The following is a 22,754-nucleotide window of genomic DNA, read 5'->3' on the forward strand; positions in this document are numbered from 1 at the left end:
AGTTTAAAAGCCTGCATACCTGCAAGCCTCCAATTCAGTCATTCCGATATTATTAAAAAGGCCTTTCAACAGCGAGCTAGTCAGGAACAATTTTATCGAAAGTCAAAAAGTCGAAATGCCTCCATTCTCTATCATCCATTAACTTTGCGACTTGCTCCATTCGCCTTCCTCGATGCGACTTGCTCCATAATCCATAATCTATTTTCCATCATTCTCCTCCCTTCAACTCCCACTCCGCCGTATTTTTCGCTTCCACCATCAACTCGTAAAACCGCGCCATCGCCAGACTGGCGCCTTGTTCGTAATCATACCAGGATTTGTAACTCCCATCTTCGTATTCGATCAGCATCGTTACGGTTTTATCAGCACTGTCATCTCCAAATTTTTCGAGTTGCTTATTTATTTTTAAATAGTTGGCAAGCGCAAACAGACGGTCGATCAGATCGGGTTCGCAAACTGCAGTGTACATTCCCGTTTCTTCAGTAGTGTTATTGATGTTGTGGAGGATCATTTGTCCGTCATTGCTAAGTTTCACACGGAAATCAGGGCAGCCTCCAAACTGACAAAATATATGGATTTGAAGAAATTTAATCGGTTTTACTTCCGGCTTCGCATTATACTCTACGATGTGTCCGAATTCGTATATCAGGGTGTCCTTTTTCATCAAACCCATCTTATAATAATCTTTGTATGTCTTTGGTAAACGCACTTCCAGGCCATCCTTAACTACCGTAGTTGTAGAAGTTTTGAATTGCTTGAAAACGATGTACAACTGCTTACGCGTCTCTTCAATAAATGGGATCACCAGGTCTCCTCTTTTTTTAGAGGGATACAATTGCAGATATTCCCAACCGGGCTCTTCGTCGAGTTCATCTTTTCCAAAAATGAGGTAGTGAACCTGATCTTTTCTTTGTTTTCCTGTTACAAACAAATCTGAAATTTTGTCTTTGTTAAAATCTCCAACATACCAGGGCGAGTATTCCAGAGAATCCAGGTACCATTGATTTTCCTCGTGAGGACAGTCAATTCCTAAACTAAAATTTTTAAGACCGTCGAAATTTTCTTTGATAAAAATACTGACTTCTTTGTCCAGGGTAAAATCATCAAAATTCTGCGCATTCAGGCCTGGAGCAGAAATTATCAATACAAAACTTATATGCAGCCACTTTTTCATTTGATCAATTCAATTTGTAACTGAGACCCATTGTTTCTAATCCGGACAGCAAATCACTGCTGATGAGTACTTTTTTTGGAGAGATCAGTGAGAGTTGGATTTTGTTATCTGCATCTAATACTTGTATGTTCACAGGTATATTTCCCTTATGCGACTTTAGGATTTTTTCCAAAGAGTCTCCCGAATCATTATTAATGGCTTCCAGCTTTACAAAAAGCTGTATGGATTTTTTATACAGCGCTTGCAAAGCTTCGGAAAGAATAATGAGGTGGTTGACTTGAAATTCCCACTCGTCATTTTTATCCTGGCGAAATCTACTTTTCCCATAAGTTCCGTCGACCATGATAGCTTGTCCGTTATTGAGGAATGGTTTGTATTGCAAATACTTTTCTTTAAATAAAGTAATTTGAATGCTGCCGTAATAATCCTGGATTTTAACCACTCCAAAACCTTCTCCGCGTTTGTTGGTACGGTGTTGCGCATCGGCAATGATCCCGCAAATGCGGTGACGATAACCTTCTCTGTTGTCTTCTTTAAAAGTTTCCAGCTGATCCAGCGTAATGGTAGCCGCATGTTGAATTTCGAGTTTGTAATCGTCTAACGGGTGGGCACTCAGATAAATGCCCGCGATCTCAATTTCTCGTTCCAGTTTTTCGAGATTGGTCCATGGAAGACATTCAGGAGCTTTCGGAATGGGTATATCTTCATTAAAACTTTCGCCGAATAAAGATGCCTGCATGCGGTCCTTGCTGGCCTGATATTGGTTACCCCAACGGATCATGAATTCGATGAAACTGGGATATTTATCATAGGGTGCAAAATATTGGGCGCGATGCATGTTTGGAAAACAATCGAAAGCACCGCCATATACACAACTTTCAATCACTTTTTTATTGAAAACTTTTGAATTTAATCTTTTGATCAGATCGGCAAAATCCTTAAACGGGCCATTGGCAGTCCGCTCTTTGAGGATCTCTTCCACAGGTCCTTCCCCGATTCCTTTGAGTGCTGAAAGACCGAATCGGATCTGACTTTTTTCATTGACTGTAAAATCAATTTCTGATTCGTTGATATCAGGTCCTAAAACATTGAGCTTCATGCGCTGACATTCTCTCAGATAGATGCTAAGATCCGATACATTGTTTTTGTTGGCTGTCAAAACCGCAGCCATAAATTCTTCCGGATAATGCGTTTTCAAATAGGCAGTTTGAAAAGCCAGTACGGAATATGCTGCAGAATGTGAACGGTTGAATCCATACATTGCGAATTTCATCATCACGTCAAAAATTTCCTGCGCCTTTTTGGGTTCCACACCCTTTTTCTCGCAACGCTCAACAAAGATTTTACTTTGTTTTTCCATTTCATCTACCTGCTTCTTCCCCATGGCCCTCCTCAACACATCGGCTTCTCCAAGCGAATAATCTGCCATTATTTGGGCGGTCTGCATGATCTGTTCCTGATAAACCATGATCCCATAGGTTGGGCGTAAGATTTCTTCCAGCCAGGGATGCGGATACTCAATGTAAACCCTTTGATGTTTGCGCGCAATAAATTCATCTATGTATGCCATAGGTCCCGGGCGGAAAAGTGCATTCATCGCAATGACGTCCTCAATACCGCTAGGCTTTAGATTTTTTAAATGACCGCGCATGCCTTCGCTTTCAAATTGAAACAAGCCGATGGTGTGTCCGCTTTGAAACAACTCGAGTGTTTGAGGATCGTCGAAGGATATTTTATGGAGATCGACGCGTGCTTCGGGTCCGTATTTGCGTTCGATATTAGTTTGCGTATCGTTGATGATGGATAAAGTATTCAATCCAAGAAAATCCATCTTGAGCAATCCCGTTTTTTCGATGACGCCACCTTCCACCTGAGTCACCAGCAGGTCGGTGTCCTTTGCCGTGCATACGGGAATGAATTTCGTGATTTCATCCGGTGCGATGATGATGCCGGCTGCGTGCACACCCGTGTTGCGTACCGATCCTTCGAGTTTCATGGCCATTTCCAAAACTTCGGATTCGAGGCCCGTTTGCTTTCGGATCTGGCGAAGATCTTCAATGCGTTTTTTCTCATCGGGTTGAAACTCCTCACTCAGATTCGTAGTTTCATCCATGATGTATCGGAGAGAAATACCCGGACGGGTTGGAACCAATTTTGCAAGCCGGTCTGCAGAGGCCAAATCAAGTTGTTTGACGCGTGCCACATCGCGAATGGATGATTTGGCCGCCATGGTACCAAATGTTACAATTTGTGCAACCTGGTTGCGACCATATTGTTCGACGACGTAATCGATGACTTTCTGTCTGCCTCTGTCGTCAAAATCAATATCGATATCGGGTAAACTTATCCGCTCGGGATTGAGAAATCTTTCAAATAGCAGGTTGTATTTTATCGGATCGATATCCGTAATCGTCAGGCAATACGCAACAACTGAACCTGCAGCTGAACCCCGACCTGGTCCAACACTTACTCCCATTTCCCGGGCTTTCCGAATAAAGTCTTGCACAATGAGAAAATATCCTCCGAAATTCATTTTTTCGATAACGGATAATTCAAATTCAATTCTCGATTTCAGCTGCGCATCGATGTGTTTATATCGATTTAATGCTCCTTCGTAAACCAAATGTTCGAGATAAGCATTCTGAGTAGGGAAATTTTCAGGAACCGGAAAATTCGGTAATAAAACATTCCGTTCGAGATTCGGTGTAAAGCATTTATCGGCAACCTCCTGTGTGCGATCCACCGCCTCCGGAAGGTCGCTGAAGGTATTCAGCATTTCCTGCTGCGTTTTGAAATAAAAATCGGAACTCGGAAATTGAAATCGGTCTGTTTCTTCAACGCTCGAATTGGTATTCACACACAGAAGAACATCATGTGGTTTGTAATCCTCCTCTTCCAGATAGTGTACATCATTGGTGGCTATTACCTTGAGTTCATATTTTTTTGCAAAACCCAAAAGAACCTGATTGATTTTCTCCTGACTGACACCCGACCCGTCAATATCGTCACAGCCCCGGTGACGCTGGAGTTCGATGTAAAAATCATCTCCAAAAACATCCAACCACCATTTGAGTTTTTTCTCAGCTTCTTCGATCCGACCTTTTACGATCGTTTGAGGAATTTCAGCACCCACGCAGCAACTGGTCGCAATGATACCTTCGTGGTATTGAAGTAAAAGTTCCTTGTCTATACGCGGAAATTTTCCATACAGCCCATCGATATAACCAAGTGAACAAAGTTTCGAAAGGTTTTCGTATCCGGTTTGATTTTTCGCCAGCAACAACTGGTGCAGACGCTCGTCTTTCTCTCCGGCAGATTTCATGAATGATTTTTTATGCCGGTCGGGTACCAGATAGAATTCGCAACCCAGGATTGGTTTGAGCTTATGGGCTTTAGCCTCTTTAACAAAAGAAAAGCATCCAAACATATTGCCATGATCGGTCAGGGCAACCGCATTTTGCCCGTCCGCTGCAGCTTTTTTCATCAATGCAGCAATGTCTGTGGCGCCATCCAATAAGGAAAACTGTGTGTGGCAATGCAAGTGTACGAACTGAGGCATGGTCTGTTTAAGGTGAGGTGGCAAAGATACAGAATTTCAGGGCTGCAGACGAACGAAAAAAAGCAGCTTTTTGGGTGTAAAAACAGCGAAAAGTGCCAGGTGTACAAAAAAGCCAGGTCCTGATTTTTATGCATTCAAAAAAATTTGTAATATCTTTGGATGCAGCTAATAGTTTCACTATGAAAAATGCAATGATCCTATTCGTTTTGTGCGCGTGTAGTATTCAAAATTATGCACAGGATCCCTTTCCAACATTTGTTGCAGAAGCACAGGAATATTACAAACAGAAAAATTACAAACAAGCACAAATGAGTCTGCAGGACGCCATGAATGAATTGAACCGGCTGATGGGAGAACAACTAGGTAACTTATTGCCCGATGAAATCAATGGATTAAAAGCCGTTCAGGCTGCGTTTAACAATGCAGGATTTGCAGGTGGCGGACTCGCCCTGACCCGGGAATATAAAAATCCCTCCAAACCCGAAAACGATGCCGACATCCAGATCATGGCGAATTCTCCGCTCATGGCAGCAATGCAACAATACATGAACAATCCGGCTATTTTAGGCCCCGGAGCGAAAAGCATCAGAGTAGCAAATCTCCGTGGAGTGCTTAAAACCGAAACAATCGATTTTTATGGCGACAACGATCAGCAACTTAAAATCCGTGGCACCCAGATTCAAATTCCAGTAGGCCAAACGTTGATTATGTTTAACCTCAGAGGTTTTGCATCCGAACAGGATGAACTGGCCTTCGCTTCTAAAATTGATTTTCAGAAAATTAAAATGGCGGCTGGGGAATAATATAAGTGCTAATTTTTTGATTTTTCATCACCATCTATTATTAAATCGCAATATTGTAAGTTATGTTATTACTTACAAATGGAACACTTTTGTTTTATAAAAAATACATATCCTTCACGCAAACACCTCATAAATTCAGTATTCTAAAGTTACTCGATTCTCCATCGCTTTCAACCAAACAGCATAGTTTCTGTTTTAAATGTTTTAATTTTAAGCAGGATGAGCCTTATCGATACAAATAAAGTCAAGGAAGTATTTGAAAGAAATCGCCAAACAGCCGAACCCATTGCAATGAAGCAGGATAAAGAACTCGTACTTCATGGCGATGTGAGAGTCGATCCCTACTACTGGCTCAATGAACGCGAAAATCCGGAGGTGATCGATTATCTCAAACAGGAAAACGAATACCTTGATAACATCCTGGCTCCCGCGAAACCATTGCGCGAAAAATTATTCGAAGAAATGTTAGCCCGGATCCAGCAGGAGGATCAGACCGTGCCCTATCCCATGGGTGCTTTTCTCTATTACATCCGGCACGAGCATGGAAAGGAATATCCGGTTTATTGCAGAAAAAAAAGGACCGATGCAGAGGCCGGTGAAGAAATCATCCTGGATGTGAACAAACTTGCCGAAGGCAAGAAATTTTGTCATGTGATTCCACCAAAACTGAGTCCCGATGGACGCAAATTGGTCTACGGTCTCGATACAACCGGTAGAAACCTGCACCAGGCATTTGTCATAGATTTGTTGACGGGAGAAACTACGGAAACCATAAACAGGATCATGGCTGGAGATTTTGTTTGGACACCCGATAATCTTTCATTTTATTACAATACTAAAGATGAAGAGAATCTGCGATCCGATCGGGCCTGGTTACACACACTCGGGCAGGCATTTGAAGAGGATACTTTGATCTACCATGAAACGGATGAAACCACCTATGTCAGTCTATCCGCATCAAAAGACAGGACACATTTATTCATGCATTGCGGATATACGGAAAATGTCGAATGCCATTTTTTAAACATGAATGAAAAGTCTGCTTCGCTTCAATGTATTAAACCACGGGTATCTGGGTTTTATTACTCGGTCGATTATTTTGACCATCAATTTTACATCCTTCACAATGACCAGGCTGTAAACTTTAAAATAAGCAAGGCAAATGTTTCAGCATTTCAGTTTGAAAAATGGGTCGAGTTCATTCCGCATTCTGAAGAGATTTTGATTCAGGATATGGATTTCTTCTCAAATTACCTCGTCATTCATGAGCGCAGTAATGGATTGAATCAAATCCGCATCCATCCCTGGAATGAATCGGCGGAACCCCATTTTATCCGCTTTCCGGATGCCAGCTACGATTGCTGGTTGGGAGCAAATAAGGAATTGGATACGGAAATACTCCGCTTGCATTATACTTCACTCACCACGCCCAGTTCGACCTTCGATTACGATATGCGGAATCGAACTTTGCAATTATTGAAAGAACATAAGGTTTTGGGTGATTTTGATAAATCCAATTATGTTTCTGAATACCTGCAGGCACCGGCCAGAGATGGCGTCATGATTCCCATATCCTTGGTGTATCGCAAAGGATTTCAAAAAAACGGCAAAGCTCCGTTATTGCTCAATGCATATGGGAGTTACGGCATCAGTTACGATCCCGTTTTCAGCAGCAATGCCTTATCCTTACTCGATCGGGGATTTGTTTTAGCCATTGCCCATATTCGCGGTGGCAAGGAAAAAGGCTGGCATTGGTATGAAAAGGGAAAGATGTTTCATAAAATGAACACTTTTTACGATTACATCGATTGTGCAGAATACCTGATCCGCGAACACTACACGACTAACGAACGTTTGTTCGCAAGGGGAGGATCGGCCGGGGGGCTGCTGATGGGAGTGGTACTCAACCTGCGCCCCGATTTGTTTAAAGGCATTCTGGCCCATGTGCCTTTTGTCGATGTCATCACGACGATGTCGGATCCCAACATTCCATTGACAACCGGAGAGTACAATGAATGGGGCAATCCCGAAATTCCAGAACAATATTTTTATATGAAATCGTATTCCCCTTACGATAACATCATAAATAAAAATTATACAAATGTGCTGATCACCACCGGATTTTCAGACAGTCAGGTTCAATACTGGGAACCCGCAAAATGGACCGCTAAATTGCGGACCCACCGAACGGATAAACATCATTTGCTGCTTTTCCATACAAATCTCGATGCCGGTCACGGAGGAGCTTCCGGTCGTTTTGAACGATTAAAAGAAGTCGCCCTCGATTATGCATTTGTATTGTTGCTGGCAGATTTTGGTCAGTAGTCAGTAGTCAGTAGTCTGCAGTCAACAGTTGGCAGTTGGCAGTCATGAAGTCAGTAGTCAGTAGTCAAAAGTCAAAAGTTGGCAGTCAAGCAGTCATGAAGCCAAGCAGTCAAAATAAGAGCTCCTAAATTTCTCCTTGCCTACATCCCGATAAAATTGCATAATATTTTAGTAAAGAAATAATTCTCTATATTTTATCGGGACTACATGCCTACATGCCTCCCCACCTACAGGCCTACAAGCCTCCATGCCTCCCCACCTACATGCCTACAAGCCTCCAAGCCTCCCCACCTCCATGCCTCCATGCCTCCATTCAACATATTCCAATTTCTTCCTATATTTAGACTGCCAATTTCCGCTGAATTTTATTAATTAACCATAAATCAAACAAAATGGAGACAAAAACAAATTGGATTGCGTTGGTCGTTTCGGCCCTTGTAGGAATGGGGATGGGCTGGCTTTGGTACGGCATGTTGTTTACTGACCTCTGGATGTCGGGAAACGGCATAAGTATGGACGGTGAGAAGATGATGAAAAACGGTGCAGAAATGCCTATGGACATGCTACCTATGATTGTAAACATCATCAGCTTGCTCGTTTACGCTTACTGCATGAACTGGCTGGTCAACAAAACCAGTTCATTTGACCTGAAATCCGGTGCAACACTGGGTGCTGTGATTGGTGTGATCCACCTGTTTGGAATTTATACGGGCAACCGCTTTGCAGGTAATCCCGTAAGCCTTTCAATGGTCGATGGATTTTATACCTTTTTGCTGTTTACAGTGATGGGAGCGATCATCGGCGCCTGGAGGCCGAAGTAAAGAATTCATTCGCAAAAAAGATCATGCCCTTATTCCTGTTAAAGGAGTAAGGGTATTTTTTTAGTAACTCCATTTGCCGCGAATGTAAAATACATTTCCTATCGACTTGTATACCTTGTTGGTTTCTGCAAAGGAAGACTGAATCGTTATATCGATATCAAAATTAGATGCTGTATTCCAATGATAAGTAGGTATCCACAATAGAGTGTTATTGGCAGGGGCATAGATCAGTGATAAAGAGAGGTTGTGAATGGGACTAAGAGCTTTAGACATCCCAGCATAAAAGCTGTTGCGATATGGGAACAATGATTTGGGAGATAACTGTGCATCCAGGAAGCCGCTATTCCCTAAAAGATTCCCATGTGGATGACTGTTGTACAAATATGCAAATGACAGATACCATTCGTTGCTGAATGTGCGATCCAACATAAGCGATAAAGTCAAGACGCTGTTCGTGTCTGCAGCATTTTTCCTTGGATGAAAAGAGCTGAACTCGCCTTTAAATCCGGCATCCGCGATACTTCCTGCCCATCCGCCTCCAATAAAATAATCGGTATGCAATAACCCGGTGAGCACTTGGAAATCATAAGCAGAGGTATTCCATTTGTATAAGATTCCTGCGATGTGTTGGTCTTTATTTTTTCCGGGTTTATAAGCAAGCTCCATCGTTGCATTCGAGTGCAGATTTTTCTGTATGCGCAAGGCATCGCTTCCCGGACGTTCTTCATAATCGAAGTCCAGAAAATTATAGGCATTGAAAATGTCGTTCGGATTCCATATCGTGTTGATGCCCCAATTGATTCGTTGACGGCCCAACTTTACATCCCATCCGGGAGTTGTGTATTGAAAATACATTCGATCTGCCATGGAATGTACGACGAAGCCTTTTTTATCCAGCCATAATTTGGAAAGATTCAAAAATCCACTGTTTTCTTCGAGAAATTCACCGTAGTTAGGAATATCACTGATGAATTCTCCCCAAAGAATCCGGTTGCGCAGTTCTAATTTGAAAGAAAATTTAGAATCCAGATTTAATTTGAAGTTGATTCTGTTGTGCAATGTATTGAAAGTACTCATGGATTCAATCCTGTCCTGAAAAAATGAAGTTTGGAGATCTTTTATATATCCATTGATTTCCAAAAGTGGATAATTGATCTCCTCCTCCTGAGCATGTATGTTCTTACAAATACAAGCCATACATACTAAAAGAAATGGTAAACAGGTTTTCAATTTATTTAGCTTCAGTTTTAATTTGTCGATGCGGGTGCTGTATCGTCCACAATTTTTCCATCTTCCAGTGTGATGACTCTTCTTGCGCGGCTGATGACTCTTTGATCATGCGTTGAAAATACAAAAGTCATGTTTTCTTCTTCGTTGAGTTGGGCCATCATATCCAGCAAATTTCCTGCCGACACCGAATCCAGATTGGCTGTCGGTTCGTCTGCAAGAATAAATTGAGGTTTCGATGCCAGTGCTCTGGCCACTGCAATCCGTTGTTGTTGTCCGCCGGATAATTCCCCGGGCCTTTTATTGGCTTTGTTTTCGAGACCTACTTGTTTTAAAAGTTCCATGACGCGTTGTTCCCTTAATTTTAGAGGTATTTTCTGCAGCAACATGATAAACTCAATATTTTCTCTTGCCGTTAATACCGGAATGAGATTGTAGGATTGAAAAACAAAACCAATATTGTGCAGCCGGAAATCGACCAATTCATTTCCTTTTAAAGCAGTGATGTTGGTTCCGTTGATTTCCACAAATCCTTCAGTGGGTTGATCGAGTCCGCCGATCATATTCAGCAAAGTCGTTTTTCCGGAGCCCGATGGCCCTTTTATGGCCGTAAATTCACCTCTCGATAAATGGAGGTGTACTTTATTCAATGCATAAACCGGCACCGTTTTTTCATCGTATATTTTGGATAGATTGTGAGCGTCTATGACGGTTTGTTTCATGTTGCTTAAATTTTAATGGAAGCTGCGGGTTTTAATTTTAAAGCGCGTTGAGCCGGAAAAAGTGAAGAAAAAAACGCAGTGATGAGAACCATGAAGAGTATCGTGAAAAATTGTTCTGATTTCAAAGAAGGATAAATCACAGAACTGTAACCAAAACTCGAATAGACTTCTGAAAAATGGCTGAAATCTATACCGGTTTGCCGGGTAACACTTATGGTAATGAAGGCAAGAAGAATGCCTACGGGACAACCTGCCAAAATGAGAAAAAAAGTTTCTAAGAGTATCATGCTAAAAATTCTCATTTTATTCATGCCCAGTGAAAGCAGCATGCCGATCTCGCGGGTGCGTTCCAAAACCGACATCATCATGGTGTTGATGATTCCAAATGCAAGAGCCAATAAAATAATACCCATATAGATATAAACCATTTGCGAGCCGGCCGTTACGGTAAATCCAATTTCCGGAGCAATTTCCATCCAGTTTTTGATTTCGACATTTTGGAATTGCTTTTTTAACTGATCTGTTGTGGCATTCAATTGGTCGTTGGAATGGAGTAACAGTGCGATTTCATTGAGTTCACCCTGCACTCCAGCCAGCGAATCGATATCCCGTATCTGTACAAATACATTGGTCTCGTCGTAAGGTGTATTATTTGTTTGAAACAAGCCTTTGATCCGAAAGGCAGCGGATGCAAGATTTCCTTGTTTGTCCTGAAAAGTGAGGATCGCTTTTTTGTGAAGACTTAATTTTAATTTATGGAGGAGTTTTTGACTTAGGATGATTTCATTGGAGCCTGCATCGTCAAAATAATTTCCTTTTACCAATTTGCTTTCGAGTCGGGTGAGAAGGTTTTCCTCTTGTGGAAGGACGCCATTGATAATGACCCCATGACTTCCTGCTGTCGACGCAATCATACCCTGTAATACCAATCTGGCAGATGCAAATTGAACCTCGTCTTGCATCTTGCATTTTTGGAGGGTAGCGTATGCATCTTTTAGAGTAAACTGAATATCGTAGTCTTTTTTGAAATCGGGATGGTGCAGTTGTATATGTGAAATTTCAGTGCGTATGGCTGAATCAACGCGTTGTTCGATCATACCGTTGTAAAATGCGATCAGAAAAATACCCGTCCAGAGCCCCAGACTGATGGCAACAGCCAGAATGACGCTGCGTTTTTTGCTTCTCCAAATATTTCTCCAGGCAATTTTAATGAGCATAGAATAACATTAATTGCGAAGGGCTTTTACGCCATCCATTTTTTGAATATGCCAAATGGGATACAATCCGATAACAAATGCAAGACACAATACAATCAGCGATTGGGTGAAAAAAATATTCGGGTCTATGGCTGTGGGAATGATGGGTTCAAAGCCAAATTCCTCATAAGCCCGGGCCATTTCTCCGGTAAATTGGAGTGGATGTTTATTTAAGTAAATGACCAGGGGAAGACTTAAGGCCATTCCGATGAGAATGCCAAGCAGAGTCATGAGCAGCGTTTCTCCGAACAACATCAATCCAAGTCGCATTTTTTTCATTCCAATGGAAATCAACATTCCAAATTCTTTTCTCCGCTCTGCAGTCATCATGAGGATGGTGCCGAAAAAACCAAAACCAATGATGAGATACAACACTCCGGAGAACACGTAAAAGGAAACGCCATCAGCTTTGATGTGATTGGAAATTTCCGGCATCATCGTTTCCCAATCCATCGTCTCGTATTCCTCGCCTAATTTTGATTGAAGACCTTGCACCAGTGTTTTCATTTCTAAGGGATCGCTGAGTTGCAAAGAAATCGAACTCAATAAATTTTCGGCACTCAAAAAGGACTGTGTTGTTTTCAAGGGTAAATAGATGAAGCCATCGTTCATGGCCGGAGAAGCGAGCTTTACGATGCCCGACACTTTGTATTTGCCTGCGGCGAGTGCACCGTGGTAGCCTTGCCCAAACAGAACCAGCGTATCTCCGCTTTGGATATCAAACCGCTCTGCCAATCCTTCTGCAAGCAATATGGATTCTTCAGATTCAGAAAAATAAGAACCAGAGGTCAATTTATTTTTGAGATGACTGAGTTTATTTTCCTGGTCCGGATCTGTGCCGACCAGCATACACCCTTTGGTGTGAGCCCCATTGGATGCGAGTACAAAAGTTTCAAGCCTGGGCGCAATACCCGTGATGCTTGGATACTGACCGATAATTTGTTGCAATGAATCCTCCCAGTAAAAACCATTGTCCAAAATGCGATCATTCCAATATCCGTTTTTATGGATCTGTATATATCCGGAATAATAACCCACCACGTTGCGAATCAAATTATCGAATGCACCCGTCTGAAACGATTGCATCAGGATGGAAAACAAAACTGCAAAGGTGATGGATGCCGTAGTGATGAGCGTGCGTCTGCTGTTGCGCCACAAATTTCTCCAGATCAGTTTGAGAATCATTGAAGCTTGCTCATATTTTGACTGGTAAAAAAGGCATCCTCGATAGCTTTGTCAAATGTAAGTGAATTGTAAATCAAAACGGTTTTATGTCCTTTTTTATCTGCGGGAATCATCTCCAGTCGTGCCGGCAGAAGGCGTCCTCCCAAATTTTTTAAACCGGATGCATGCATCGTATTGACCAGCCTGCCTTCTTCATCGAAATAATGGGCGTGCAGGATCACATCATTTTTTTTGTCGATGAACAAATCAATTCCGCCCCAGATCACAGCCGCCTGTGGTTTGGGTTGAAGATGGATTTTATAACAGATTCTATCGTCAATCAGGCTGTCTTTTACCAGAGTATGCTCGTAATCTTCCAGGATGGATGCTTCTTTGACCAGGTCGTCGTTTGTAAAATCCGTACCCATCCAACTCTGGCTCATCATAGATGGAGGCATCTTAATATTCCGCTCGATGGAAGGAATCCAGTTCCACACTTCCTTTTTTCGCTTGAGAAAAACAATGCCTTTGTCCTTAACCGGAGCGGTGATGAGGATCATAGCCAGATCATTGCCTTTACCCCAGGTTTTCATCGTCATTTCGCGCGACCATTTAGGGCGAATGGTTTGAATGGTCATATGGGCCATCGAAGTTTTTCCACGTGCATGCTCGTCGGCTTTTCTGACGATGTCTTTGGCAGACTGTGCCGCGAGTCCAGAAGCGAACATGGATAAAAAGAAGCAAATGAGCAGAAAAATATGAGCCTTTTGAATATTTTTCATTTTAACGAAGTCAAGGGATGTAAATTGAGCCATATTACAGAACATTCCATTTCCATTTGGGTTCTAATGAAGCCGGACTTTTTATAGATGCGGATAAAGATCAATTATAAAGCCGGTAAATGGACTTTGCACATCAAATTTAATTATATTTGCCATGCGAATCTAAAGTTAAAACTATAATCTGATAAAATGAGAAATACAAATTTTTATATTTTTTTTCTTTGTTTTCTGACAACACAATTTGCAAAGGCACAGGGGATCAGTATCAGCGCAACAACCACCCCGCACAAAGTTCTTTTCAGGGAGTTTATAGATACCTTAATAACAAAGGATACCGAAAACAACATCGAAGAAATCATGATTGTAAAAACCTCGGGGATGTACCTGAAGCTTTCTGATTGTGCAAATTTGAAGGGGATCCTTGAATTGGGAAGTTCAACTGCAGATCTGGCAATTTTAAGAACTGCATCAAATTTAAATATTTACTGCGTACCTGCTCAAAGTGGAATGGAATGGAATATAAAATCATTTCAGGCAACTATTGAAAGTAATAATCAGAATCCCAAATATTTTGAGGAGACAAACATGAGTTTTTCTTTGGAATTCCAGGACGCTCTGATGAATTTAAATTCCGGTGACAAACTCATCGTCAAAAATTTGCAGTTAATGAACAATCAGGGAAAAATGTTGACAATTGGATTTGAAGTGGTGGGTGGCTCGGAATAGTTTACTAAAATCCAATGAACTTTAAAAAGGGCTACTTCTCAATATTCTTTTTAATCAATAATGTTGGGGGTGGTTTCCGGGTAATTTTAAGTGAATTGCCATTCCATCTGAAATGATCAAATAAACTTACGTTCGTTTGTTAAAAAATCAAAACTCCACCTGGTAATTTTTTAAACACCAACAAACTCAGAACTGGATCGACCGGCTCATTGAACCGGCAAGAATTAGGCATGGCATTTCTCAAGTTGATAATTGAAGTGGAAATTGATCCAATGCACAATTATGCAGAAAAGAAGAAGTTTATCAAAAAAATTCAAATACTATATCCTACTGCAATCAAAATGACTGGCCCTTCGATCCAACCAATAAACACAAATAAGTAACAACAATGACTTAGTTATTAGCTAATGCGCCCATAGACCAAATCAAAAGTCTCGTTTAGAAAAAAATATGAATACAGAACTCTTGATATTTCCTTAAAAAGCGCTAACTTTGTTTTCAATGAGATTGCATAGAGACAAACATGTTGCGGGAAAATTTGAAGCCATTCAAAAATTGGAAATTGCAGAAATACTTCGGCAAAATCTTAAAGACCGATTTTTTCAAGGCTTATACCTGCATTTACTAAATCACCATTGCAATCCTAAAACATATCGGTTTGTAAGAGTTTTTAACAAAGCCTTTAAACGCCCTTGAATTCAATTTTTAACGAAGATTTTCTGGAGTATCTTGAATTACTTCATAAATATTCTGTCCGGTATATTTTAGTTGGAGGCTTAGCAGTCAATATATATGGATACAGAAGATCAACCGGAGATATGGCTATTTGGATTGAGCCCACTATAGACAATCATTCAAAATTAATTCAGGTTCATGTTGATTTTAAAATGCAGATGGGTGCAATGGGTGAATTGGATAATTTTCTGAATACCTCTGAATTCGATGTGTTTCAATTTGGAGGAGGGTTTGTGAAAATTGATGTAATGACCGCATGTAAAGGATTGGATTTTAATGAGGCTTATAATCAAGCCAATTTGGTTACCATTGAAAATGTCAATATCAGAGTCCTGCACTTAAACCAATTAATTGAAGCTAAGCTGGCTTCTGCAAGGTTTAAAGATTTGGATGATGTAGAAAATTTAAAACAAATTCATTCATCCGGATCTTAAAATATATGGTCGCTGGAATTGAAGGCTCAGTATGAAATTAATTGGATTATCAAATTATTGCCGGTTATTGTCTTATACTGTTCACCTGCTAATGTAAAATTAACCTGACGAATAGGACAATTATTCAAAAAGTTGAAAAACTGGCTATAAACCTTTACGGCCAGCTTTGATGAAATTCTTGTTTAAAATGCTGCAAAAGCATTTGTATAAATTCCTTTCATTATAAATTGATCGCACAATTGTGCATTGACCATTTCGATGGTCAATCGGCTTGCTTTAATTGTTTGGACATTCACTAAGAGTATTGCCAATTCCTATATCATGCTCCATTCCCTTGCTTACCCTAAAGGCATCATTTTCGAAAAAGCCTTTTCATCTTCAGGAATTGAATATCCCCGTAAAATTATAACCTGTAAAGAAAAAGTCATCGAACTAACTGCACCGGTGATGGACGATCCGGAGAATTGTTATTTGTGGCAACCTGTTGCTGACATGTACAAATATTCCTATCAAGTTACGGTCGAACCTCAAATCACAACAGATTATACCATTCAAATCACAAATTACACTACAGGTGCTTCCGAAACTTATACGATTACAGTGTATGTAGTAGATCACATCGACCTTTATGAAAATCAAAACATATCTGAATGCATGGAGTTTAGACCGCTTCACATCCAGGGCATTTTGGCAGGCCATCGTATGGATGAAATTTCCTGGTCACAACAGAACTACTTATACGTTCTTATAACTGAGGGTGGTCAAATTTATAACAAGGATCCTTGGTTTCCGGTCGTAGGTGGGGAATTTTCTTTACATTCGGCAGCTTGGGAAATATAACACAATGATGATAAATTTGTTGTAAGACAATCCGGAGTAATAGATACCTTAGACATGTACAATTCAAAAAGAGAGACAATTGGATATGTATATGAAGAATCCAGCTGTATCTTACAGGAATTCAATTTATTAATAAATGGGTCTATTACGAAACACGATGACAATGACTGGTCATTTGATCCCATCAATAAACACCAAGGAAAGCAATGGAAAAAATGATTTCGCTACAACTGAATATTAATAATATCCTGTTCCTGCTCATTTTCTTAGGACATCAAACTTGCGCGCAAATCAGCACAGGTGCAAACATCATACTATTAATAGATTCAAACAAAGTAGAATGTCCACTTGCATCATCGGAGTCAAGTCTTAATTGTACTAAAAGATGGAGTTTGGCAAGTTATTTATTAGATAATTACTATTTTACAAATGATTCTAATTTGTTAAATTTCTTTGATTCTTCAGTTCAGTATATCCTGGAAAAACACCGACCTTATTATAGGTATTATATTGGATCCGCAAGATATATGGAAGATCAATTAGCAGCCTACAGATTGTCATACAGAATGAGTGAATATCCTTCGCAAATGCAATTGGACTCCTCCATACTTTACCGATCGCATATTCTCTTAAAATACTTGTCCGATAAATTACCTGTCAATCAGATTACTGAGTCCTATAAGAACCATACAGATGTCGAATACAGAGTGTTCTTATTTGGAGGTCTTATTAGAAAATTGAGTAAGACGAAAATTCCCGAGGTATACCATGCGTTGATTGACACATTATTAATTGACAGAACAGACTACAGAATGGTAATTAAACTTTTGAGGGACTGCAGAATTCCGGAATGTGATAGTCTATTAAATTTGGAATACCAGCGATTTGATACGCTCAAGGATTTGAACAATGAATTTGACAAGAGTTTGTGGGAAGATGTTTTCAATCGAGGTGATGAAATCCGCGATTCACTTGAAAGAATAAAAATGATTCTGAACGTTCAAAGACGTGATGACAGCATTCGAAATGCAATGCTCGAATTGGAAAATGCGCCTTTTGATGAGGCACTGTATCTGTCTACCTTAGATTCCACTGATAAAGCGCAATATTTAATTAGGAAAGATACTACCTTATGGCATGATGACTTCCTTATCATTAGAAACAATGAAACGGATTTCAAAGCCTGGTCAAATAGTGCCTTAATTAAAAAATTGACTAAATTAAATCCAAAGCGTTTCTATGCGATCTGTATGTATAATTACTTAAAATTAGACGAGGACTTGCAAATGAACCAACTCTTTATAATTACGCAAATCATCGGAGATCGGATATTGAATAAGCGCTATTTACCCAATGCCAAACAGAGGCAATTCTTGAATCAGTTCATCAATGAATTTTCTAAATATTATTGCACAGCACTACACCTTTCGAGCAAACTGCATTGGCAAAGCAGAAAACAGCTGCTTCGTCTGTGGCCTTTGTTGAATGAACCTGTTTTGGACTGGCTGGTTCATCCCGACACTTGCTACAATATACTCGCTAAAGATCTGCTCATCTGTATCTTTTCGGAAGAGCTTGTTAAAGCAATCATCTATAAAATGGATTTCCCGGCCAACAAAAAAGAGAAATCTTATAAAGAAACATATTTCAATGCCCTAAAACTGCTCTACAACTATGATGAAACGGAAAGTCATGTAATTCTGTTGGATTTGCCACCCCGCCGGCCGCTTCGCAATGCACGACAAACGCAGGATTGGATCGACAGGCTCATCGAACCGGCAAGGATAAGGCATGGGATTTCTGAAGTAGATAATTGAAGTGGAAATTGATCCTATGCACAATGATGCAGAAATGAAGAAGTTTATCAAAAAAATTCAAATACTATATCCTGCTGCAATCAAAATGACTGGTCATTTGATCCACTCACTTTAAATCAGGGAAAGCAATGGAAATAAAGCTAAAGATTTTATTAGTATTTTCATTATTTTATTTTCAAATGAATTTACGTTCTCAGGTTTCTGACCGAGATACCATCATCCAATTAATTGAACTTAATAAAACTGATTGCCCAATTCAAACCAATTATTATCAAATTGGATGTATTTACAGGTGGATGGAGATTTTTAAACGCATCCAAAATAATTTTTTTAAACCCGATAGTATTTTGATGCACTACTTTCTGCAGAATGAAGATTATATTATGTTCCGCGATCGTAAAACCACTTTTGTTGGAGTATCAATGGAAATGGATGAAGTACTTAAAAGGAAAAACGGGATTTACCAAGACTATATATTATCTCTTAGTTTTAAAGACAGCAGCTTTGTTTCAAAATTAGACTTTGCTTTGAAGCATGATAAAAGAAGATGGATTAAAATACTAACTAAACAACTCTCCATCGAGGATATTATAGTATTATTTAATGAAAGAGAAGAAAAAAGTGGTATATTAATAAATATGTTCGATGACCGGAACTTAGATGATTGGCTAATATTTTATTCCAATGTATTGACTTCTCTGAGAACAAAAATTCCAACTTATGGGACATTTATTTCATTGATCACTGAAAAGAAAAATAGCCAACTTGATAGCATATTCATTATTGAAAAGTCATACTTTGAAAACAATCGAGACACAACAAATAGTCTCCATAACTTCATCTGGGACCATAAATTCACGCGCAATGCCATCGTTCGGGATTCAATAAAAAATGCAGAATGGGAAAAAGAAAAAGCAATCAGAAATGACAGCATTCGGGAAGCCATGCTAAAAGAACAACTTGAACCCCCTACTGAGGAAGAATACCTCTCAACCCTCGACTCCACCAAAAAAGTGGAATACTTCGCAAGCAAAGACACGACCCTGTGGTATGAGGGCTATATTTTCCCCGGAGATGATGGCACAAATTTCAACAGTTGGCCGAATGAATCGCTATTGGAAAAATTATCCTATTTGAATACTAAGCTCTTTATGACCATTGGACATTACAATCCATCCCTTTTCTTCGAAGACATCTCAATGTTCCACTTATATAAAATTTCCCAAATCATTGGCGATCGAGTATTGAATAAAAGCTTTTTACCCAATGCCAAACAGAGGCAATTCTTAAATCGGTTCATCAATGAATTTTCCAAATATTATTGCAACTCATTACACTCTTCGTTTGAACTTCACTGGCAGAGCAGAAAACAACTACTTCGTCTGTGGCCTTTATTGAACAAACCAGTACTGGACTGGCTGGTTCATCCCGACACTTGTTATAATATACTCGCTAAAGATCTGCTCATCTGTATCTTTTCGGAAGAGCTTGTTAAAGCAATCATCTATAAAATGGATTTCCCGGCCAATAAAAAAGAGAAATCTTATAAAGAAATATATTTCAATGCCCTAAAACTGCTCTACAACTATGATGAAACGGAAAGTCATGTAATCCTGTTGGACTTGCCGCCCCGCAGGCCGCTTCGCAATGCACGACAAACTCAGGACTGGATCGACAGGCTCATCGAACCGGCAAGGATAAGGCATGGTATTTCTGAAGTAAAATAATGAGGAAAAAAAAATTAATTCTTTCGCGCTATCTCTTGGATTTCATCTCCTGAATATTATCACTAAGAGTTAATAGAATAAAATTTTTATTATTTCAACACAAAATGAGCAGTTTAGATTGTATGATTGGCTGTTAAATGGATTCAAATAAATTTATTCGAATTTTTTATTTTGCCTGGATCCATTTCAAATATGACATTTTTGAAATTTGCAATAACTAACACTCGTTAATAGTTCCACAATTCTAAGCCATAAATATACAAACGACCAACTATTATCCATGAACTATCGTATACCATGCTTCAGCAACCGGAGTTCGTCATCTGCCAAAGCTACATAAGCCTGACCTGTGTCCCGCGAAGCCAATGAAAGAAAAAAAAAGAGCCCTGAAATCAGAGCTCTTTTTGTTGACCCATAAGGATTCGAACCTTAACAGACAGAACCAAAATCTGTAGTGCTACCGTTACACCATGGGTCAATGGTCCTAAACGGGCTGCAAAAATAATGAGAATCCTGAATTCTAATAGAGGTAATTCTAAAAATTCTAATCTAATTTTTCATTAATTAATTGATAATCAATGGACCATATTATTAAAATGGCATCCTGATAAATGTTAGCCGTTTTGCCTTTCTTTCAATTTATAGATGCAGTCGAGTTCACGGCCCTTTTCATTATAGTCCATTCCGAATCCAACGACAAACTCAGGTCCGATCTCCACCCCGACAAAATCAGGATGGATGCCGAATCTCAGGGATCGGGGTTTAAAAAGCAAACTGGCAATTTTCAAATCGGTATACCCATTTTCCATGAGAAATTGACACAATGCAAAAAGGGTATTCCCGCTGTCGATGATGTCCTCCAGGATCAGGATGGGCAGACCCGGAACCAGCCTTTGCAGCAAGCCCTCAGGTATCCGAACTTGATTTTTGGAATTCAGTCCTTCGTATGTCTTGATCTCAAGAGCATGCAGTTCTGTCTGAAATTGAAATAAGGGCTGAATTCGATTGGAGAATTTCTCCGCACCTTTTAATAGGTATATCAATTGAACGGATTCACGACCATAAAAAAGATTGATTTCTCCGGCCAACCTTTGCACACACTGATTTATAGCCTCGCTGCCGATAAATTTTTCGAAATACAATCCATCGATCTCAACGGATTCCATATTTGTCGATTAGATAAACCAGGCTGGCCATGGCCGCAGAACCCAATGCCAACTCCCTCGGGTGTACGGCTTCAATCCGGTCCTGTTCGGTGTGGTGGTAATCGAAATATCGCTGACTGTCGGGTCTTAATCCGATCAACATTCCCCCCTGGCTTTTTAACGGTCCAATATCGGCTCCGCCTCCACCCGGTGAAAAAGTTATGTTATATGGGCCCAACAACGATTCCCATTGAGGTATGACTTTTTTAAATCGCTCCAATAATTTGCTTTCCCCATCAAAGCCAAATCCTTGTGGAGTGAATCCACCGGCGTCAGACTCTATGGCAGCGAGATGAAATTCTTTGTTCGTATTAGAAAACTTGGCATAAGAAAGCCCACCTGCCAGTCCGTTTTCTTCATTTTGAAAAAGGACACATCGAATCGTCCGCAAGGGCTTGTAACCCAGTCGATTCAATAAATACATGACCTCCATGCTGTGCACGCATCCGGCTCCGTCGTCGTGCGCACCACCTCCTACATCCCAGGAATCGAGGTGGCCGCCTACCAGTATGATTTCTTCGGGGTATTTGGATCCCTTGATCTCACCGACAACACTATAACTTTCTTTCGGTCCGCGATTTTCGCAGGTAGCTTTCAGATAAACTTGAGTGGGACCGGATGCAAGACATTGGCTTAATACATCAGCTGATTTTGTAGACAGTGCTAATGCCGGAATTACTTTGGAAGAATCCTTAAAAATGGTGACCCCGGTGTGCGGCCAGTCGTCGGTTCTTCCCGTCATCGACCTGATGATGCATGCCGCTGCACCCATTTTAGAGGCCAGATCGGGGCCAAACACGCGTTGATCCACAGCCGATCCGTATGCATTAAAAGTTCGCAAATGTTTGTTGTCGAAAGCCCGGCTAAGAAATACGATCTTTCCTTTTACTTTATCGCCTGCTGCCCGCAAATCATCAAGCGACTTAAATTCAATCACTTCGGCAGCCAATCCATCCGGTCCGGTACTCCCGGATCCACCCAATGCCAGACATTTCAGCTCCAGACTTCCAAAGGCCGCGTGGTTTACAATGCGTGCCTTCTCTTTTTCCCCGCGATACCAGTAATTCACCGTACAGGGCAGCCTGAACACGGTATCGGTCCCTAGACTGTCCATAACCTGTGCCGTAAATTCGACAGCTGCCAGACTTTGAGGAGAACCTGCTATCCGCCCACCTATATGCTCCGATAGATAATGCAGCCATTTGTAAGCAATTTGCCCATCCAAAGCCTGTTCAAAAAAGCTTTTAATCATGAAGGCATCGTCTTCTTCAGATTTTTGTTGGCCGGTTAAGCTAAAAGATCCAACGCATAGATAAAAAATTATAAAATGGGTCCGCTTTATTCGGCCAAACCCCATCGATTTCATTACGTTCATGTTCATTAAATAAACCCTAAAATTAATTTTCAACAAAGAAATCGATTTTGCAGTAAAAAATG

At 40.4% G+C, this 22,754-nt stretch carries 17 protein-coding genes and 1 tRNA gene; 8 read left to right on the forward strand and 10 right to left on the reverse strand.

Translation table 11 applies throughout. From position 1 onward, the window contains the following. Positions 1 to 208: 208 nt before the first annotated feature. Positions 209 to 1,174 (reverse strand): hypothetical protein, encoded by a 966-nt coding sequence (locus IPM34_14255; protein MBK8956699.1) that lies wholly within the window; start codon positions 1,172 to 1,174, stop codon positions 209 to 211. Positions 1,175 to 1,178: 4 nt separating this feature from the next. Further along, on the reverse strand, positions 1,179 to 4,733 hold the full coding sequence (gene dnaE / locus IPM34_14260; protein ID MBK8956700.1) for a DNA polymerase III subunit alpha: 3,555 nt from the start codon (positions 4,731 to 4,733) through the stop codon (positions 1,179 to 1,181). Between the two features lie 179 nt (positions 4,734 to 4,912). On the opposite strand from dnaE, the gene IPM34_14265 reads away from it, so the two are divergent. The 3 genes from IPM34_14265 to IPM34_14275 all read left to right on the forward strand — a co-directional run bounded on the left by IPM34_14265 (position 4,913) and on the right by IPM34_14275 (position 8,682). Beyond that, positions 4,913 to 5,536 (forward strand): hypothetical protein, encoded by a 624-nt coding sequence (locus tag IPM34_14265; GenBank protein MBK8956701.1) that lies wholly within the window; start codon positions 4,913 to 4,915, stop codon positions 5,534 to 5,536. Between the two features lie 291 nt (positions 5,537 to 5,827). Next, positions 5,828 to 7,861, forward strand: coding sequence for a S9 family peptidase (locus IPM34_14270; protein ID MBK8956702.1), 2,034 nt, complete (start codon positions 5,828 to 5,830; stop codon positions 7,859 to 7,861). A 392-nt stretch (positions 7,862 to 8,253) separates the two neighbouring features. Next, positions 8,254 to 8,682 (forward strand): DUF1761 domain-containing protein, encoded by a 429-nt coding sequence (locus IPM34_14275; GenBank protein MBK8956703.1) that lies wholly within the window; start codon positions 8,254 to 8,256, stop codon positions 8,680 to 8,682. Positions 8,683 to 8,742: 60 nt separating this feature from the next. Here the strand turns inward: IPM34_14275 and IPM34_14280 are convergent, their stop codons facing one another. Genes IPM34_14280 through IPM34_14300 form a run of 5 tightly spaced genes read right to left on the reverse strand, consistent with a single transcriptional unit; the run spans position 8,743 to position 13,779 of the window. After that, positions 8,743 to 9,912 (reverse strand): hypothetical protein, encoded by a 1,170-nt coding sequence (locus IPM34_14280; GenBank protein MBK8956704.1) that lies wholly within the window; start codon positions 9,910 to 9,912, stop codon positions 8,743 to 8,745. A gap of 17 nt (positions 9,913 to 9,929) precedes the next feature. After that, on the reverse strand, positions 9,930 to 10,631 hold the full coding sequence (locus IPM34_14285; GenBank protein ID MBK8956705.1) for an ABC transporter ATP-binding protein: 702 nt from the start codon (positions 10,629 to 10,631) through the stop codon (positions 9,930 to 9,932). A 5-nt stretch (positions 10,632 to 10,636) separates the two neighbouring features. After that, complete coding sequence (locus IPM34_14290) at positions 10,637 to 11,848, reverse strand: ABC transporter permease (protein MBK8956706.1); 1,212 nt, start codon at positions 11,846 to 11,848, stop codon at positions 10,637 to 10,639. 9 nt (positions 11,849 to 11,857) lie between these two features. Then, on the reverse strand, positions 11,858 to 13,072 hold the full coding sequence (locus IPM34_14295) for an ABC transporter permease (GenBank protein MBK8956707.1): 1,215 nt from the start codon (positions 13,070 to 13,072) through the stop codon (positions 11,858 to 11,860). Beyond that, complete coding sequence (locus tag IPM34_14300) at positions 13,069 to 13,779, reverse strand: outer membrane lipoprotein-sorting protein (protein MBK8956708.1); 711 nt, start codon at positions 13,777 to 13,779, stop codon at positions 13,069 to 13,071. Before IPM34_14300 ends, IPM34_14295 begins: the two co-directional genes overlap by 4 nt. A 243-nt stretch (positions 13,780 to 14,022) precedes the next feature. Between IPM34_14300 and IPM34_14305 the strand changes: the two genes are divergently transcribed. The 5 genes from IPM34_14305 (at position 14,023) to IPM34_14325 (ending at position 20,112) form a co-directional block, all read left to right on the forward strand. Further along, positions 14,023 to 14,559 carry a hypothetical protein gene (locus IPM34_14305; GenBank protein MBK8956709.1) on the forward strand — a complete coding sequence of 179 codons (537 nt, stop codon included), beginning with the start codon at positions 14,023 to 14,025 and terminating at the stop codon, positions 14,557 to 14,559. 692 nt (positions 14,560 to 15,251) lie between these two features. Beyond that, complete coding sequence (locus IPM34_14310) at positions 15,252 to 15,728, forward strand: hypothetical protein (protein ID MBK8956710.1); 477 nt, start codon at positions 15,252 to 15,254, stop codon at positions 15,726 to 15,728. A gap of 321 nt (positions 15,729 to 16,049) precedes the next feature. Beyond that, positions 16,050 to 16,568 carry a hypothetical protein gene (locus tag IPM34_14315; GenBank protein ID MBK8956711.1) on the forward strand — a complete coding sequence of 173 codons (519 nt, stop codon included), beginning with the start codon at positions 16,050 to 16,052 and terminating at the stop codon, positions 16,566 to 16,568. Between the two features lie 206 nt (positions 16,569 to 16,774). Continuing rightward, positions 16,775 to 18,385: a hypothetical protein gene (locus IPM34_14320; GenBank protein MBK8956712.1), complete on the forward strand. Its 1,611-nt coding sequence runs from the start codon at positions 16,775 to 16,777 to the stop codon at positions 18,383 to 18,385. A gap of 179 nt (positions 18,386 to 18,564) precedes the next feature. Beyond that, the gene (locus IPM34_14325) at positions 18,565 to 20,112 is read left to right on the forward strand and encodes a hypothetical protein (GenBank protein ID MBK8956713.1); all 1,548 of its coding nucleotides are present in this window, start codon (positions 18,565 to 18,567) and stop codon (positions 20,110 to 20,112) included. Positions 20,113 to 20,519: 407 nt separating this feature from the next. Here the strand turns inward: IPM34_14325 and IPM34_14330 are convergent. From IPM34_14330 to IPM34_14340, 3 genes are all read right to left on the reverse strand, one after another. Beyond that, positions 20,520 to 20,590, reverse strand: a tRNA-Gln gene (locus tag IPM34_14330). Positions 20,591 to 20,726: 136 nt separating this feature from the next. Continuing rightward, the gene (locus tag IPM34_14335) at positions 20,727 to 21,278 is read right to left on the reverse strand and encodes a hypothetical protein (protein MBK8956714.1); all 552 of its coding nucleotides are present in this window, start codon (positions 21,276 to 21,278) and stop codon (positions 20,727 to 20,729) included. Further along, complete coding sequence (locus IPM34_14340) at positions 21,265 to 22,674, reverse strand: M28 family peptidase (GenBank protein MBK8956715.1); 1,410 nt, start codon at positions 22,672 to 22,674, stop codon at positions 21,265 to 21,267. Before IPM34_14340 ends, IPM34_14335 begins: the two co-directional genes overlap by 14 nt. Positions 22,675 to 22,754: the final 80 nt, after the last annotated feature.

This window comes from Saprospiraceae bacterium (genome assembly GCA_016716185.1).
GTDB lineage: Bacteria > Bacteroidota > Bacteroidia > Chitinophagales > Saprospiraceae > Vicinibacter.

Coding starts and splice junctions, on each gene's coding strand:
- IPM34_14255 (MBK8956699.1), bottom strand. CDS start 1,174: ATGAAAAAGTGGCTGCATATAAGTTTTGTATTGATAATTTCTGCTCCA.
- dnaE (MBK8956700.1), bottom strand. CDS start 4,733: ATGCCTCAGTTCGTACACTTGCATTGCCACACACAGTTTTCCTTATTG.
- IPM34_14265 (MBK8956701.1), top strand. CDS start 4,913: ATGAAAAATGCAATGATCCTATTCGTTTTGTGCGCGTGTAGTATTCAA.
- IPM34_14270 (MBK8956702.1), top strand. CDS start 5,828: ATGAAGCAGGATAAAGAACTCGTACTTCATGGCGATGTGAGAGTCGAT.
- IPM34_14275 (MBK8956703.1), top strand. CDS start 8,254: ATGGAGACAAAAACAAATTGGATTGCGTTGGTCGTTTCGGCCCTTGTA.
- IPM34_14285 (MBK8956705.1), bottom strand. CDS start 10,631: ATGAAACAAACCGTCATAGACGCTCACAATCTATCCAAAATATACGAT.
- IPM34_14290 (MBK8956706.1), bottom strand. CDS start 11,848: ATGCTCATTAAAATTGCCTGGAGAAATATTTGGAGAAGCAAAAAACGC.
- IPM34_14295 (MBK8956707.1), bottom strand. CDS start 13,072: ATGATTCTCAAACTGATCTGGAGAAATTTGTGGCGCAACAGCAGACGC.
- IPM34_14300 (MBK8956708.1), bottom strand. CDS start 13,779: ATGTTCGCTTCTGGACTCGCGGCACAGTCTGCCAAAGACATCGTCAGA.
- IPM34_14305 (MBK8956709.1), top strand. CDS start 14,023: ATGAGAAATACAAATTTTTATATTTTTTTTCTTTGTTTTCTGACAACA.
- IPM34_14315 (MBK8956711.1), top strand. CDS start 16,050: ATGCTCCATTCCCTTGCTTACCCTAAAGGCATCATTTTCGAAAAAGCC.
- IPM34_14320 (MBK8956712.1), top strand. CDS start 16,775: ATGGAAAAAATGATTTCGCTACAACTGAATATTAATAATATCCTGTTC.
- IPM34_14325 (MBK8956713.1), top strand. CDS start 18,565: ATGAATTTACGTTCTCAGGTTTCTGACCGAGATACCATCATCCAATTA.
- IPM34_14335 (MBK8956714.1), bottom strand. CDS start 21,278: ATGGAATCCGTTGAGATCGATGGATTGTATTTCGAAAAATTTATCGGC.
- IPM34_14340 (MBK8956715.1), bottom strand. CDS start 22,674: ATGGGGTTTGGCCGAATAAAGCGGACCCATTTTATAATTTTTTATCTA.